15 protein-coding genes are annotated in these 15025 nt (G+C 51.5%); 5 read left to right on the top strand and 10 right to left on the bottom strand.

The genetic code is table 11. The features are described 5' to 3' along the window. The first annotated feature begins 90 nt into the window (after positions 1-90). On the top strand, positions 91-1899 hold the full coding sequence (locus AC1DF0_RS04910) for an SgrR family transcriptional regulator (RefSeq protein WP_442048644.1): 1809 nt from the start codon (positions 91-93) through the stop codon (positions 1897-1899). A gap of 287 nt (positions 1900-2186) precedes the next feature. On the opposite strand, the gene AC1DF0_RS04905 is transcribed toward AC1DF0_RS04910, so the two are convergent. Beyond that, on the bottom strand, positions 2187-2702 hold the full coding sequence (locus tag AC1DF0_RS04905) for a VOC family protein (RefSeq protein ID WP_442048643.1): 516 nt from the start codon (positions 2700-2702) through the stop codon (positions 2187-2189). 215 nt (positions 2703-2917) lie between these two features. On the opposite strand from AC1DF0_RS04905, the gene AC1DF0_RS04900 reads away from it, so the two are divergent. Next, positions 2918-3838, top strand: a complete 921-nt coding sequence (locus AC1DF0_RS04900) for an aldo/keto reductase (RefSeq protein ID WP_477573240.1) — start codon at positions 2918-2920, stop codon at positions 3836-3838. Positions 3839-3919: 81 nt separating this feature from the next. On the opposite strand, the gene AC1DF0_RS04895 is transcribed toward AC1DF0_RS04900, so the two are convergent. The 5 genes from AC1DF0_RS04895 to AC1DF0_RS04875 all read right to left on the bottom strand — a co-directional run bounded on the left by AC1DF0_RS04895 (position 3920) and on the right by AC1DF0_RS04875 (position 8538). Continuing rightward, positions 3920-4462 carry a GNAT family N-acetyltransferase gene (locus AC1DF0_RS04895; protein ID WP_477573239.1) on the bottom strand — a complete coding sequence of 181 codons (543 nt, stop codon included), beginning with the start codon at positions 4460-4462 and terminating at the stop codon, positions 3920-3922. 27 nt (positions 4463-4489) lie between these two features. Further along, entirely contained in the window at positions 4490-5302 is an 813-nt protein-coding gene (locus AC1DF0_RS04890; RefSeq protein ID WP_477573238.1) for an AAC(3) family N-acetyltransferase, read from the bottom strand. A gap of 430 nt (positions 5303-5732) precedes the next feature. After that, complete coding sequence (locus tag AC1DF0_RS04885) at positions 5733-7088, bottom strand: hypothetical protein (RefSeq protein ID WP_477573237.1); 1356 nt, start codon at positions 7086-7088, stop codon at positions 5733-5735. Between the two features lie 109 nt (positions 7089-7197). After that, positions 7198-7971 carry a DODA-type extradiol aromatic ring-opening family dioxygenase gene (locus tag AC1DF0_RS04880; protein WP_477573236.1) on the bottom strand — a complete coding sequence of 258 codons (774 nt, stop codon included), beginning with the start codon at positions 7969-7971 and terminating at the stop codon, positions 7198-7200. A gap of 18 nt (positions 7972-7989) precedes the next feature. Beyond that, the gene (locus tag AC1DF0_RS04875; RefSeq protein WP_477573235.1) at positions 7990-8538 is read right to left on the bottom strand and encodes an alpha/beta hydrolase; all 549 of its coding nucleotides are present in this window, start codon (positions 8536-8538) and stop codon (positions 7990-7992) included. A gap of 282 nt (positions 8539-8820) precedes the next feature. Here AC1DF0_RS04875 and AC1DF0_RS04870 point away from each other — a divergent pair, with 282 nt between their 5' ends. Beyond that, entirely contained in the window at positions 8821-9369 is a 549-nt protein-coding gene (locus tag AC1DF0_RS04870; RefSeq protein ID WP_442048636.1) for a helix-turn-helix domain-containing protein, read from the top strand. Between the two features lie 65 nt (positions 9370-9434). Here the strand turns inward: AC1DF0_RS04870 and AC1DF0_RS04865 are convergent, their stop codons facing one another. Next, on the bottom strand, positions 9435-10196 hold the full coding sequence (locus AC1DF0_RS04865) for an SDR family NAD(P)-dependent oxidoreductase (RefSeq protein ID WP_337100646.1): 762 nt from the start codon (positions 10194-10196) through the stop codon (positions 9435-9437). Between the two features lie 204 nt (positions 10197-10400). Here AC1DF0_RS04865 and AC1DF0_RS04860 point away from each other — a divergent pair, with 204 nt between their 5' ends. Both AC1DF0_RS04860 and AC1DF0_RS04855 read left to right on the top strand, forming a co-directional pair. Beyond that, entirely contained in the window at positions 10401-11009 is a 609-nt protein-coding gene (locus AC1DF0_RS04860; RefSeq protein WP_477573234.1) for a TetR/AcrR family transcriptional regulator, read from the top strand. Between the two features lie 16 nt (positions 11010-11025). Beyond that, a complete protein-coding gene (locus tag AC1DF0_RS04855; RefSeq protein WP_477573233.1) occupies positions 11026-11847 on the top strand; it encodes an alpha/beta hydrolase in 822 nt (273 codons plus the stop codon). A gap of 53 nt (positions 11848-11900) precedes the next feature. Here AC1DF0_RS04855 and AC1DF0_RS04850 read toward each other — a convergent pair whose 3' ends face one another. From AC1DF0_RS04850 to AC1DF0_RS04840, 3 genes are read right to left on the bottom strand one after another with little or no spacing between them, the layout of a single operon-like run. After that, positions 11901-12896: a FecCD family ABC transporter permease gene (locus tag AC1DF0_RS04850; protein WP_477573232.1), complete on the bottom strand. Its 996-nt coding sequence runs from the start codon at positions 12894-12896 to the stop codon at positions 11901-11903. 4 nt (positions 12897-12900) lie between these two features. Beyond that, positions 12901-13872 (bottom strand): FecCD family ABC transporter permease, encoded by a 972-nt coding sequence (locus tag AC1DF0_RS04845; protein ID WP_477573231.1) that lies wholly within the window; start codon positions 13870-13872, stop codon positions 12901-12903. A 19-nt stretch (positions 13873-13891) separates the two neighbouring features. After that, positions 13892-14905: an ABC transporter substrate-binding protein gene (locus tag AC1DF0_RS04840; protein ID WP_442048631.1), complete on the bottom strand. Its 1014-nt coding sequence runs from the start codon at positions 14903-14905 to the stop codon at positions 13892-13894. Between the last annotated feature and the right edge of the window lie 120 nt (positions 14906-15025).

The following is a 15025-nucleotide window of genomic DNA, read 5'->3' as shown; positions in this document are numbered from 1 at the left end:
CAAAAGGGGCTAAAAAGCGTATACTTTCGGCAATGGATTTCCCCTTTTATTCAAACAGCTATTAGCGTCCTGCTAGAGGAGGCAATCACTTTGCAAATACAGACCGTTGAACGTTACTTGATCCTAGTTGATCGATTCGGAGATATACGCCTTACAGGTTCACCTATGGAAGTAACGATGGAAGAGCTCTCGGAGGCTTTGTTCTGCTCCAAGCGCAACACAAGAATCATTCTGCAGAAGCTGGAAGACGAGGGATTGATCGAATGGCTGCCCGGACGCGGACGCGGCCATCATTCGAGGATCGTATTCCTAAAGGACAAACCATCGTATCTACTTGGTCTAGCACGCAACCGTGCGGAGAGCGGCGATTACAAGACAGCGTTCGAGCTGCTTGGCACTTACGGGGAAGGCACGGACGCGAAGGAAAAGTTTTTGGAATGGCTGGATGGACATTTCGGCTATCGGCAAGAGGAACGCGGAGATGGAAACGGACCATGCGATACGCTCGTCTTTCCCATTATCCATCAGATCGTGACGCTCGATCCCGCTTACGTTAACTATGTTTTCGACTCCCATCTACTGCGTCAGATTTGCGACCGGCTGTTGCAGTTTGACGAACGTACCGACAAGATCGTGCCCGGACTTGCCTACCACTGGACATCAGACTCAGACGGCAAAGAATGGACCTTCTATCTGCGAAAAGGCGTGCTTTTCCACGACGGCAGAGAGCTGTCTGCAGCCGATGTCGTCTATTCCCTTCAGCGGCTTCGCGGCGATGCGGACAATCGCTGGATCATGCGCGGCGTCTCGGACATTGCGGCTGTTAGCCGTCTCGTCATTCGGATCCGGCTTCACAAGCCAAACCGGATTTTTGACCGGTTCATGTGTACGACAGCGGCATCGATTATCCCCGCGGAGCTTGGTGGACATCCCGAGGATGATTTCTGGCAGCGACCTATCGGGACCGGCCCGTTCCGTCTTGTCTCAAGCACCGCGCACCGCATTCGGCTCGAAGCACATCACGGCTATTATCAGGGTAGACCTTTTCTTGATCGTGTGGATCTCGTTGTTCTTCCGGAGGAATACAGGGGAGACACGGCCGTATCGCCGGATGTCCTCCATACCGGTAAATGCGGCTGGCCCTCCATTGACCAGGAAGCGGTCGAAGACTGGCTTGCGATTGAGCAGCTATGCCGCGGATGTACGATGTTCTGTTGGAACTTCAATCGTGAAGGGCCCTATCATTCCGAAGCATTCCGTCAAGCAGTGAGGATGATCTTGAACCCGATCGATATGATCGACGAGCTGGGAGGCAGCCGGGTGATGCCGGCTTTCGGATTCCGAATAGAGACGAACCGGCATCTGAATGTCGAGCCGTACCGAGCCGAGCAAGTCCGCGCTGCGCTGCAGCAAGCGGACTATGACGGCTCACCTCTGCTCATTGCCGTACACGAGAATTATGAGGACGATGCTAGATGGATCATGAACCGCCTTAAGCAATGGGGGATCCAAGCGGAGGTGACGATCTCCGGAACGAACCTAGAGAAGGTCATGGAAGCGGATTGTACGATGTTCGGCATCGTGCTCGCGGAGGACGAAGTATGCGAGATCGAAGCTTACGAGCATGGAAGCTGCGTCATGCAATCGTTTTTGGACAACGATCGCTTGGACTGGATAAGCGAGCAGGTTGATACGGCTCTCGTTGCCGATAGCAATGAACGGCGACGCGCGGCACTGCGCCAGATTGAAGAGCGGTTCCGGAAGGATGCTACAATCCTGTTCCTTACTCACCGCAAAAACAACACGTACCTGCACCCATCGGTCCGGGGCGTGACAAAGCTGAATTCGCTTGGTTGGATCGACTTTAAGGACGTGTGGCTGGAACAGCTGCAAGTTTAATGTACTCCACTGCCATATAGAGGCTAAGGTGATTGGATTTTATACAGGCTAATGGGCTAAGTGACATCCAAAAAGCAGTTTGGGTGGATTTCCTACAGGCAAATGAGGCATATTGGGAGGAATCGGGCTAAAGCGGCGAATTAGGCTGTACGATTTCCACTCAAAGGCACTTGTTCCTTCTACAACAAGCTATTTGCTTGGACGATTTCCATTCAAAAGTAATCAACGACCAGATGAAGGACCTCATACATTCCACTTTAAAGTGAAATGCAGAGGTCCTTAGTCCCTTATTCGCGGCAGATCATCACTTTGTTGCCGTCGGGATCCTTTACGACGAACCAATGGTCATGCTCGATTTCCGTTACAAGCTCTACGCCAAGCTGCTTCATGAAATCGAACGAGCCTTGCAAGTCGTCGGTCATGAGCATGAAGGCCGGCGTTTGAATCGAAGGAGCGCCTTCCGGCCGGTCGCCTCCCCACATCGGCATCGTGTCGAGAATGATGCCGACGCCGTCCATCGGCAGCGGACACAGATGTCCGCCCATGATGCTGCAGTCTTCCTCGCGCAGCCCCATAACGCGACAATACCAGCTGCGAGATTTTTCGATATCGCGTACAGGCACGAATATCGATCCTACCTTGTTTTTGATCGGGCTCGTTGACGGATGGCCTTCGACGGTGTGCTGTTGATCGGTCATTGTTTTCCCTCCATAGATCATTTTAAGCGCTTTCGGCGCTAGGAACGGTCGATAGCCTTCCGGCTTCTCTTCTGGCTGCTGGGTAGGCTTGGGCAATTGACTCATGATTGCGGTTGTCCTCCCCATTTCTCTTGTTACACCAATAATAGCAAATCAATCCTGCGAAGGAATATACTTTCTTATCATGATTAACTGCCTTCATTCTGCCTAATAGGATTGAAACGTCCATTGCCCTGTGCAACAATAGAGGGGATGGGCCTTGCGCCATTTTCACCATACACAATCCCATTATCATACCAAACCTATGGAGGTATATGAGCATGAAAACAATGAAGCTTGGAAGCAGCAACTTAGAAGTACCCGTTATCGCAGTAGGCTGCATGCGACTTCCATCGCTGGACAAGCAGCAGGCCGAACGTTTCGTACAAACGGCGCTTGATGAAGGCGCTAACTTCTTCGAGCACGCCGATATTTACGGCGCCGGCAAAGCCGAGGAGCTATTCGCAGAGGCGGTACATATGAGCCCGAGAGTTCGGGAGAAGCTTATTCTTCAATCAAAATGCGGCATCGTGCCGGGCGTCATGTTCGACTTTTCGAAAGAGCATATTTTGAACTCGGTTGACAACATTTTGAAGCGTCTGAACACGGATTACTTGGACACACTGCTGCTGCACCGCCCGGATACGCTCGTCGAGCCGGAAGAGGTAGCGGAAGCGTTCGACCTGCTGGAGAGCTCCGGCAAGGTGCGCCACTTCGGCGTCTCCAACCAAAATCCGATGCAAATTCAACTGTTGAAAAAATACGTGAAGCAGCCGCTTATCGCGAACCAGCTCCAGCTCAGCATCACGAATGCGACGATGATCTCCCAAGGTTTCAACGTCAACATGGAGAACGGCGCCGCAGTTAACCGCGACGGAAGCATTCTCGACTTCTGCAGATTGCACGACATTACGATTCAGCCTTGGTCTCCGTTCCAATACGGATTCTTCGAGGGCGTATTCCTCGGCAACGAGAAATTCCCTGAGCTGAACAAAAAGATCGACGAAGTCGCCGCCAAATACGAAGTTACGAACACGACGATCGCTGTCGCTTGGCTGCTTCGTCACCCGGCGAATATGCAACCGGTCATCGGCACGATGAATATCGATCGGCTTAAGGATTGCATCAAGGCGGCCGAGATTCGCCTCACTCGCGAAGAGTGGTACTCGATCTTCCTTGCGGCTGGCAATATCCTTCCTTAAATCGAACGGAAGACATAACAAGGACACCCTTTGGCTGCAAAGGGTGTCCTTGTTGATTTATTTGTCAGCCAGCCACGCCTATTAACGTGTTTCATCCGACGTTATGGCGAACAAATGATGATCCTCCCACACGCCGTTAATATAAATATACCGCTCCGCCAACCCCTCAAGCCGGAAACCCGCCTTCTCCAGCACGCGCCTCGAGCGCATATTTCTAGGCATTACGCCGGCCTGCACACGGTGCAGACCATGCACATCGAACGCTTGGGCCACGCATAGAGATACCGCTGACGTCGCATACCCTTTGCCGTTATGACGCTGATCGATGAAGTAACCAACATTAGCATGCTGAGCTGGTCCGCGTGCGATGCCGGTTAATGCAATTCGTCCGACCAGCTCGTCCGTCTCTTCGGCGAAAACGCCGTATATGTAACCCTTATCGTCGATAGCATCACTTATGTTGACTGCAATCTCGCTCTGCTGCCCTTCAAGCGTAAAATGCTTTTCCTCTCTGATCGGCTCGAATGGCTGCAGAAAACTGCGGTTTCTCAATCTTAAATCAAGTAACGAGGCGGCATCCTCCGCCTTGATGTTTCTTAAGTAGATAGGATTATTGTTGCTCATGTTGATCCGCGCCTTCCTCTCCGCTAATTAGTTCATCGTCCGATTATTCGCCAACCACTCTACCGCGAAGTCAACCGCTTCCTCCATGTCGAACAAGAAGCAATCGGCATTGCCTACTTTGCCAAGCCTTGTAGCGCGTTCGTTGCCAAACTGCTCGCCAAGCTTATCGAAATCACCGGAATCGTAAGCGCAGTCGGTAAACCACTTCCACATCCGCTCGCCATCCTCCATGATCGCCGTACCCATCCGCTTCGTTGGCATGTCCGGTAGGATAGCTTCAGCCAGATGGAAGCTCGTGCACGAATCGTATCCCACGCCGAGCAGCAGCACCTTGGCGCCGCCGCGGTACAGCTTGCCGAGCGGCGAATCCATCCCGAATTGCGGCGTCAGCGGGTGGCTGTAGACGATTTCCGCTGCTTGCCTCCCATTCGCGCAGAAGGAAACTTGCGGATGCGTTGATCTTATCGTTCCAGGCACAGTTCGGAACAACTCGGCAATTCGCCCCATCCCCCTTGTCGGCGTAATGCTCGGATCGAAAGCCGGCAACTCGTTATAGATAATCTCGATCCACTCCTCGGGCACTGGCGGGTTTCCCCACTCTGCGGGATCGCTCCAGTCTCCGCTCTGCGCCGGCATAATGAGCGTACCCGCTTCGCCAACCGCTTGAAGGAGCGCCTGCACGACTGCTTGCGCCCCGCCGCACACCCACCCCAAGGCAGATAACGAGGAATGGACGAGCAGCATATCTCCTTCGTGAACGCCAAGCGTTCTCAATTGTTCCACAATCGTATTTACCGTAATTGGCAGCCTCGTACGATCGATAATATTTTGTTCACTCATGGTGCATCACTCTTTTCATAGCCGTTACCGTAACGGCCTTCTAGGAATGCAAACATTATATCGCGTGGGTGAAGAGCGAGCAAACGAGGTATGCCTTAAGCGCCGTTACGAATGAGGCAGGGTGCAAATGAGCAGCATGCTGCCTTCCGGATCGTAGACGTGGCAGCCGCGCATTGCCATCTTCTTCATCCTCACTTAACGTTTATTTCGATGCGGGTTCGTGCGCAGGTTCGAATATCTGGAAATTCTCCCGTTAAATCTGCTCATCCCGCCGTCTTATAGCAATTAAATGGAATTCCTCCGGTTAATATGACCCTCCTCCCTTCGAATCGGCGATACCGATGAAATTAACGGGAGGAATTCCCTTTATTCCAAACAAAAACAGCCGCGACGCCTTTTTGACAAGGCGGCACAGCCGTTCTTCATACGTCTAGATCCGTAGAGCAAGCATAAACAGAAGCAGAAGCACTGCCATGCAAGCGGCGTACTTGTAATTAGGCGATGCCATCTCGAATACGGGCTTCTTGAACAATCCAGCCAATAAATTATTTACCGCCGAGGCCGGAGAGATCGGGTTGGATAATGCCCAGCCGCCGAGCAGCAGGATGGCATAGTCGTTCGCGCTCATCTGAATGGCGCCAGGGTCGATGCCTGTCGCAAATATCGTGACGAGCACGATTGGATGCAGACCGATAAGTGCAGAAATAATCATAAGAATGACGACCATAACCGAGAATGACAGCCAGATAGGAATTGGTATGCCCGCAAGCAGCGCAGGCAAGGAATCGCCTATCCCCGTCGCGCCGATCGAGCCGCTAAAGAAACCTGCCGCTAGAAATAACGTGATTTCCTTTTTTAGCGATGGCAGCGTCACCTGCATATGATTCACAAGGCCTTGCCGGTAAACGGAGCCTTGCCCTTGCGCCAAGCACCAGAGGAGCGGAACAACGACAGCTGTCATGCAAGTGATCAGAACCATCGGCAGATCAACGATCGATTCCATAATTAGAATTACGGCAATCGCCGTAGCGAGGTATATCCCGAGCCCGATCGGGAATCCGCCGCCTCCTTGCTGTTCTTCCGCCTCCGCTTCCGGTTTCGCGGAACTTTCTCCAGACTCGCCCTGTTGATCACTTAACGGAGCAGCCTCTTTCTTCACTTGTCGCTCCGGATCAAGCAGCTTCCGCAAGTCTATCCCCACGCTCACTAGAAAGCTAAGCAACGACAATACAATTAAGTACGGTAGCAGCTCCGACCACCTTACCCCAAGCGCCGAGGTGATTAGCGCCATCGCCGCAAAATAAGGCGACCAAACAATCGCCCCGGCAAATCCGCGATTCAGCGCATTCGCAAGCAGCTTCGAGATGCCGGCTGGCCGCGGCTTCACGAAGGCCAAATGATACACGACGGATATAGAGCCTACGTTGATAAATGCGCCCATGATCTGCGTCAGCAGCTGCGTGCCTGCATATAAAACGATACCGCTCTGCACCTTGGTCTCGTAGAAACGCCGCAACGCCGCCACGTACTTCGGCAGCCTCACGGGAATACCGAATAACGGCGCGAACGCAAACAAAGTGACGATCGTCGCATTCATGCCGGCAGCGCTCCACCACATTTGGGCATCCGCCTTCTGAACGAGCATAAGCACAACACCGCCGACTACGAAGGCGGATGTCAGCAGAAGCGTGACTCCTTTTAGGCGGGGAAGCAGCACCGCAATCGCAACAAAAACCAGAACGCCAAGCACGGCGGTAAGCATCTCCCAGCCCGTAAACTGCTGCAAGATGAAAACCGCCGCTAAAAGTAAAATAATCGATTGATCCAGCATGGTTCGGTAAGCAGATTTGATGCTAACCGCCTTCTTTCCTAATGTCTAATTCGTCTCCGAACCCTTAGCTGAACTGCCAGCAGCTTAAGCTAAGATTACCATATTGATAGCTGCGATGGAGCAATTTCGCCTTACGCGTGCGATCTCCCGCCCCCATTGCCAGCAGCAGCGGAATGAAATGCTCGTTCGTCGGCACAGCCTCCTGCCCATATGGCGCCAGCTCTCTATAACCGAACAGCGCTTCGGTATCCCAAGTCTCCAGCTTGTCTTGCAACCAGTTATCGAAGGCCTCAGCCCAGCTGTCCGCCGCTTCCGCTCCCCAATTCACTCTGCGCAAATTATGAACCGTTCCCCCGCTGCCAATAATAAGAACGTCCTGCTCGCGCAGCTCCGTCAATGCTTTGCCGATCTCGTATTGCTGCTCGTTGGTCAAATAACGGTTGACGGATAAAGCGACGACCGGAATGTCCGCATCCGGATACACCAGCTTCAGCACAGCCCAAGCTCCGTGATCGAGACCTCTTTGCTCATCCCGAACGCTGTCAATTCCGTGCTTGCCGAACAGCGCTTGAATCTGCTCAGCTATGGTATGATCTCCGCTAGCCGGATAAGTCATTTCGTACAGCTCAGGCTGGAAGCCGCCGAAGTCGTAGATCGTGCTGTACGTATCAACATCGCTTACCGTCTGCGCGTTCTCTTCCCAATGCGCCGAGAACAATACGATCGCTTTTGGTTTCACAGGCATGCTTTGGGCGAATTTTTTCAAGAAACGGGTATAATCCACTTCATCAAGGACGAGGGACGGGGCGCCATGGGCCATAAAGTAGGAAGGTATCATCTTATCATTCACTCCTTATTATTGGATTGATCGCAGGTTCGCGTCTTTTATAAGCCATTCAGTAAAATCACGTTGGTTCTCTTCAATTACTCCATGGTCGGACGGGTACGTCTTGAACGTCAGCTTCGGCGTCAAGCTCTCGAAGTAAGCCGATGTCTCATGCCCGATAGGTATCGGGAAAACGGAGTCGAACTCGCCATGAGAAACAAATACCGAGACATTCTCCACGCTCTTCAGTGGATATTCCGTCTTCACGAATTCAGGTACATAGCCGTTCAGCGCGACGATTCCCTTTAACTGATCCCCCATCGTGAGAGCCAGCGTCATCGACAAAATCGCGCCTTGGCTAAAGCCGAGCAAATAACGTCTATCCGGGTCGACTGCATATTTCTCAGTTGCATAGTCGATGAACGACTCAAGCTGCCGTACGGCACGGTCGAACGTTTCGCGGAGCGGATTGCCGAGGCTTTTCAGCTCATAATATTGATAGCCTGCCCCCAGCAACAGATCGCCTCGAATACCGATTATAATGAACGATTCCGATAAAGGAGCGACTAAACCGAACATATTCCGCTCATTCGAGCCTTTGCCGTGCAGAGTGAGATCGTCGCGTATTTCTTGTTCGCTTCAAAATGGGGTGGAAAGTGAATGTCATACGCATAGGCTGGATTTGGATTCATAGTTGCACGCCTCCACTTCATTTTATAGGGTGTTGCTATCTTCGTTTATTTGGAATAGGTATATAACTTTTATATAGCTAATATTATTCCGAAAAGAGTAGCGCGTCAACTAGTTTATTGTTAATATGAATTTATATTCTGTATTACAAATATTCTGAGGTGAAATCGAATGGACATCGGTTCGAATATACGCGCTATCCGCAAGCGCAAAAACATTACGATCGCACAAATCTGCGAGGAAACAGGCTTGTCGCAAGGGTTCATGAGCCAAGTCGAGACGAACAAAACTTCGCCGTCTATCGCAACGCTGGAAAGCATTGCAGGCGCACTGAAAGTGCCGCTTGCCTACCTGCTCCTTAAGAAGGAAGACCGCATGCATATTGTGCGCAAGAACGATCGGAAAATAACGACGAGCGGAATACATCAGTTGAAGGTAGCGCATCTAAGCGCCACTAAAAACGTTCGCATGGTGCTTGTTGAGCTCCCTCCCGGAGCTTCCACAGGAGAAGCCCACGCGCATGAGGGCGAGGAAGTGCATGTCGTGCTCCAAGGCACGATATATGCCGAGCAAGGAGAGGATGCCGCCGAGTTCCATGAGGGGGACTCCTTCAGCTGGAACGCTTGTACGCCGCACTTGGTCAAGAACATTGGCGAGGAGCTGGCGATCGTGCTCATCTCCATCTATACGGAAACGGAGCTTGCTCCGAACTATCAATAACTATCAACAAAAAGACACTCCCTCAACACAGGCGGTTGCAAGGAGTGTCTCTTCAATTATTCGGATTATTTCGTAATAGCCCCGCCATCGATCACAAGCTCTTCGCCTGTTACGAACTTCGACTCATCGGAAGCCAAATATAGAACGCCGTATGCAATGTCCTCCGGATCTCCGGCATGCGGAGGAAGCGGCACGGCATTTTTGTAAATATCGCCGGCGATCTTCGCGAATTCGCCCATAATCGGCGTCTTGATCGGACCTGGATGAATGGAGTTCACGCGAATATTGTCTTTTGCGAATGACTGCGCCGCATGCTTCGTCAAGGAGCGAACTGCGCCTTTGGAGGCGCTGTATGCCGCACCGTTACCGTCCGCGTTCTCTCCGCCGACAATGGCAGCGATGGATGAAATATTAACGATCGAGCCTTTGCCGTTTTTCTGCATTTCCGGAATAACCGATTTCATGCCAAGGAATACGCCCGTTGTATTAATCGCCATCACTTTGTTCCAATCGTCGATGTCAGCCTCTAGAATTGTTTTGGCTATATGAATACCCGCATTGTTGACGAGAATATCGATTTTGCCATATTTCTCTACAGTAAGATCAACGACTTGCTTCCAGCCTTCCGGCGAGGATACGTCCAGCTTCACCGCTACTGCGTCTCCGCCGTTTGCATTAATTGCGTCGACTCCTTGCTGCAGCAGTTCGAACTGTACGTCCGTTGCAACAACCTTCGCTCCTTCTTTGGCGAACAATTGCGCATCCGCCAAGCCCATTCCGCCAGCAGCTCCTGTAATAATCGCTACTTTGCCTAATAATCTTCCCATATTTATCATCCCTTCGCTCATAGTTGTCACGCGTGAAGCGCTCTCACAAACAATGACCAAGAGCATGTCATACGCTCTACGAAGTAGTATAATCATGGTAGATAGGGTCAACAATATTCAACCTTTCACGGTTTTGTTCATTATCCAACAGCCTGCCGGCTGTATGTTCGATTACGTCTAATTAATGAACAAAGGAGGACCAAGATGCATAATGAGTCTTCTGATCGAAGAATTAAGAAGTCCAAGTCCGCTTTGAAGGACGCCTTACTGACGCTGATGGAGCGTAAGGAATTCGACGAAATTGCTATAACCGACATCGTCAAGCTGGCAGAGCTGAATCGCGGCACCTTCTATAAGCACTATCCTTATAAGGAAGAACTGCTGGACGAGATCCTTGAAGATATTACAGCCGATCTGATCGCATCCTACAGAGCGCCATATCAGCATCATCACACCTTCGAGGTCAAGAGCTTGCCTTCGGCAACCATTAAGCTGTTCGACCACGTCGAGCATTATGCGAAATTTTATAAGCTGCTGGTCAAGACGAACGCATTAGCCGATTTTCAAAATAAGCTGCATCTTGTGCTCAAGAAGCTGTTTCTCGATGACCTCACCGATATGACTCCCAACCCGCAGATTGACCAGGAGCTGCTCGCCGGCTATCGCGCTCACGGTCTTCTCGGCATGATCATTGACTGGATTAAGGGAGATTTCAAATACAGCTCGGCTTATATGGCTAAGCAATCGTTGGAATTCGTGCGCGCCAATCTAGAAAATAACGTGTATATGTCGAACCTTACAAACAAAGATTAGCAAGGAGTTTCGTTTAATGCCATCTTATGACAAAGTGACGATTTCGAATACGGCCTCACAAGTTGTCGTCTCCCGTGGAGGACGTACGTATCACATTCTCATCAGCCTGCCCCTCCAGCCGGCGCCTCCGGGCGGCTTTCCCATCATCTATTTGCTGGATGGCAATGCCGTGTTCGGCACGATGACGGAGGCGAACAGAGCGCAGTCCCGATTCCCCGAACGGACAGGCGTAGATCCGGCGATCATCGTCGGCATCGGCTACGAAACGGATACTCCATTTCATCTATCGCGCCATTATGATTTCACTTATCCATCCCTTCCGTCCGAGCTTCCTCCCCATCCTGATGGGAAATCATGGCCAGAGCAAGGCGGCTCTGCTTATTTCCTTAGTTTTATTGAAGAAGAGCTGAAGCCGATGATCGAACGTGACTTCGCCGTCGATACGAAGCGGCAAACGCTGCTTGGCCATTCCTTGGGCGGCCTGTTCGTGCTAAACGCCCTCTTCTCTAAGCCGGGCAGCTTCCAAACCTATATTGCCGGCAGCCCTTCTATTTACTGGAACGAGAAGCCGCTGCTTAAGCAAGAGCGAGCGCTTGCCTCGCTTCTGCCCTATGATAATGACGTGCCAATCAGGCTGCTCATTACGATCGGAGAGTTGGAGCGCGAGGCGGAGGGCCGCAATTACGAGAAAACCGAGGCTATGGCAAGTCGGTTAAGCCAGCTTAGTCCAACTCGGCTAAGCGTTGCTTTCAAGAGGTTCGAGGATGAAAGCCACATCTCCGTCCTGCCTCTCCTCATTAGCCAAGGTCTACGCTTCGCTATGCAAAAAACCTTATGAGACGCAGCGCGCGTTCATAAGGTTTTTCAATTTTTGAGTCTGCTGCGTCATATTCATACCTTCCGTCTCAGCAGGAAATAGATTAAATAAGGCACGCCGATCAAAGCGGCAATGATGCCGACCGGAATTTCCGACGGCGCAATATTGCGCGCTATGTAATCGGCAGCAAGCACAAGCAGCATCCCCAGCAGGCCGCTGACCGGCAGCAGCAATCGATTGTGTACGCCGACCAGCTGCCTTGCGATATGTGGAGCGATTAATCCGATAAACGTAATATTGCCGGCAATCGATACACTTGCGCTTACGAGACCAACGCTGCACAGAATCATCCACATTCTCTCCCGATTGACGGCAACGCCTAAGCTGCGGGCCGTATCATCGTCAAGCTGGAAAAGATCGAGAATGCGATGCTTGTACAAGATGAAGGGAGTAAGCAGAAGCACCCATGGAAGAGCCGCGAGAATGTACGTCCAAGTCGCATTGTAGATGCTGCCATGCAGCCATATATTAGCCTTTTGGAAGTCATTCGGGTCCATTTTCAACGAGAAATAGATCGATATGGCGCTGAACCCCGCGGATACGGCGATGCCAATCAGAATGAACCGCGTCACATCGAGCATGCCCTTCCTCCACGAGAGGAAGAAAATGATTGCTGCCGCAGCCATCCCGCCTGCCCAACCAAACAACGGACGAATCAATACGCTGTACCAATCATCCGTTATGACCGATCCTTGGGCGAAAAAAATAAAAATGACGATGCCCGCACCCGCACCGGCGCTAATGCCCAATATGCCGGGATCGGCGAGTCCGTTGTTCGTCACGCCTTGTATGACCGTACCGGCGATCGCAAGACCGAATCCAACGATAAGCGCCAGTACGATTCGCGGAAGCCGGTATTCATAGATGGTCATTGTAAAATCCTTCTCGACTTGCTTGCCAAGAAGCGTACGTATAATATCCGAGAGACTCATCTCCAAGCTTCCGCTCGTTATGTTCATATACACGGCCGCCAAGAGAAGGAATGCGATAACCGCGATCCGTGGCATCATTCGTCTATACACCTTGAGTCCCCCCCTTCTTGTACACCAAATAAATAAAGAACGGGATGCAGATGATCGAGATGACGATCGTAATCGGCGTTTCATACGGGTAGTTGAAGAAACGGCTAGCTATATCCGAGAAGCATAGAAACACGCCGCCAATAAGCCCCGAACACGGAATGAGCCAGCGATAATCCGTTCCGACCAGGAACCGAGCAATATGAGGCACCACCAACCCGATGAAGGCGATATTGCCGCCGATGGCGACTGCCGAGCCGGTCATTAGCGCAACCGCGAGCATCGCGGTCGTTCGAATAAGCATCGGCCGCATCCCTAAGCTCGCGGCAGTCTCCTCCCCTAATGACAGGATGGTAACGGACTTTGATATCGCCATCGAGGCGATCAACCCTGCCGCCGCAAAGGGAAGAACTAAGTACACGTCCGCCATATCCATCTTGTCGAGCCTCGAATTGTACCAGAAACTGACGCTTTGCGAGATTTGGAAAAAATGCGCCAGCGCGGCGGCCAGGCTGCTTAAGAACGTGCCTATGACGATCCCGATAATGGCAAGCCGCACCGGCTGGAAGCCGTTCGGCACAAGCCTCCCAATGCCGAACACGAACAGAATCGCTACGAGCGACCCTATGAAAGAAAACAACATAAGACCGAGAGAGCTTGCCGCAGCGGCTGTAATCATCGCAATTGTCACGAAGAAAGCCGAGCCCTCGGATACCCCCATAATCGAGGGAGAAGCCAAGTAGTTTCGCGTTACCCCTTGCATAAGAGCGCCCGAAACGGCAAGCAGGATTCCGATTATAACCGAGCCCAGCGCTCTGGGCAGTCTCGACGTAATAACGATATTGTCCGTAATGTTGCTTGAATCGTAGTGAAAAACAGCATGAACGACATCCTGTAACGACAGAACGGCTGCCCCGTAGCTGATCGATAAGAAAATACCGAGGGCCAGCAGTACAGGGCAGCTCATAACAATAATTAACTTTCTTCTATTCGGCATCGACCAATGTTGCCGTCACTTGCTCTAGGAACTTCGTTTTGCTCAAGATCGGCGTTCCGAACAAGTCCGGGTGAACCGGGTTCACAATGACATGCCCTTCTTTCACGGCGCTGATGCCGTTCCAAAGAGGCTTCGTTTTCAAGTCGTCGATCGCCTTCAGATCATTGAGCGGAACGAGCGCGAAGATATAGTCGGGATTCGCTTGCGCCACAACTTCAAGCGAAAGCGTCTCGCGGCGTTCGATATTGCCGATTACATCCGGAACGGTAAGGCCGAGTCCATCGTAAAGCACCGCGTTATATGTCGTTTGCGTCGAGTAGGCGCTTAGTCCGTACTCCGTGCTGATGCGCATGTAAACGACTTTTTTGTCCTTATTGGCAGACGCGCCGAGCTTGTCTTTCGACTCTTGGAGCTGCTTCTTATAAGCCTCGATTGCGGCTTTCGCTTCCTCCGCCTTGCCTGTCACTTCGCCTACGACCGTAATGTTCGCTTCGGTATCTGCACCGCTGAACGACAACGGAATCGTCGGAGCGATCTCTTCAAGCGGCTTCAAAGTCTCCGCATCCAATCTTGCTGTAGTGAGAATGAGGTCCGGCTTCAAGGCAAGCAATTGCTCCTTGTCCGGCTGTACGCCCGAATCAATCCATTGCACGCCTTCCAACGAATCACCGATCTCCTCTGGAATGCCATTCACGTACATATCTTTAGCTGCGGCATAAGGCTTCACGCCGAGCACATGCATTTCCTCCATCGCCTCAACGGCGAGAATGGCGATCTTCTCCGCTTTCTCCGGCACTTGATATTCCTTGCCCAAGTAAGTAACGGTCTTCAATCCACCTGTCTCTGTAACGCCTTCATCTTCTGCCTGCGCAGGCTCGTTCGTCGCCGTCTGTGCAGCTTCATTATTGCCTGTATTGCTATTGTCTGCTTGATTGCCGCAGCCCGCTACGATAAATACGAAGACGAGTAGCAAGATGAGTAGCTGTTGTGATTTCACTTTCATGTTCCCAATACCCCCGCTGTTAGTTAATGAATGCTTATCATAATAATGATAATCATTATCACGATGACAATCATAACATGGGGGATAACCACCGTCCATTTCCTATTGTGACGATATCCT

This window comes from Paenibacillus sp. 05T425 (assembly GCF_056396205.1).
The sequence above is the reverse complement of the archived record's forward strand: the minus strand, read 5'-3'. Positions and strand labels throughout refer to the sequence as shown.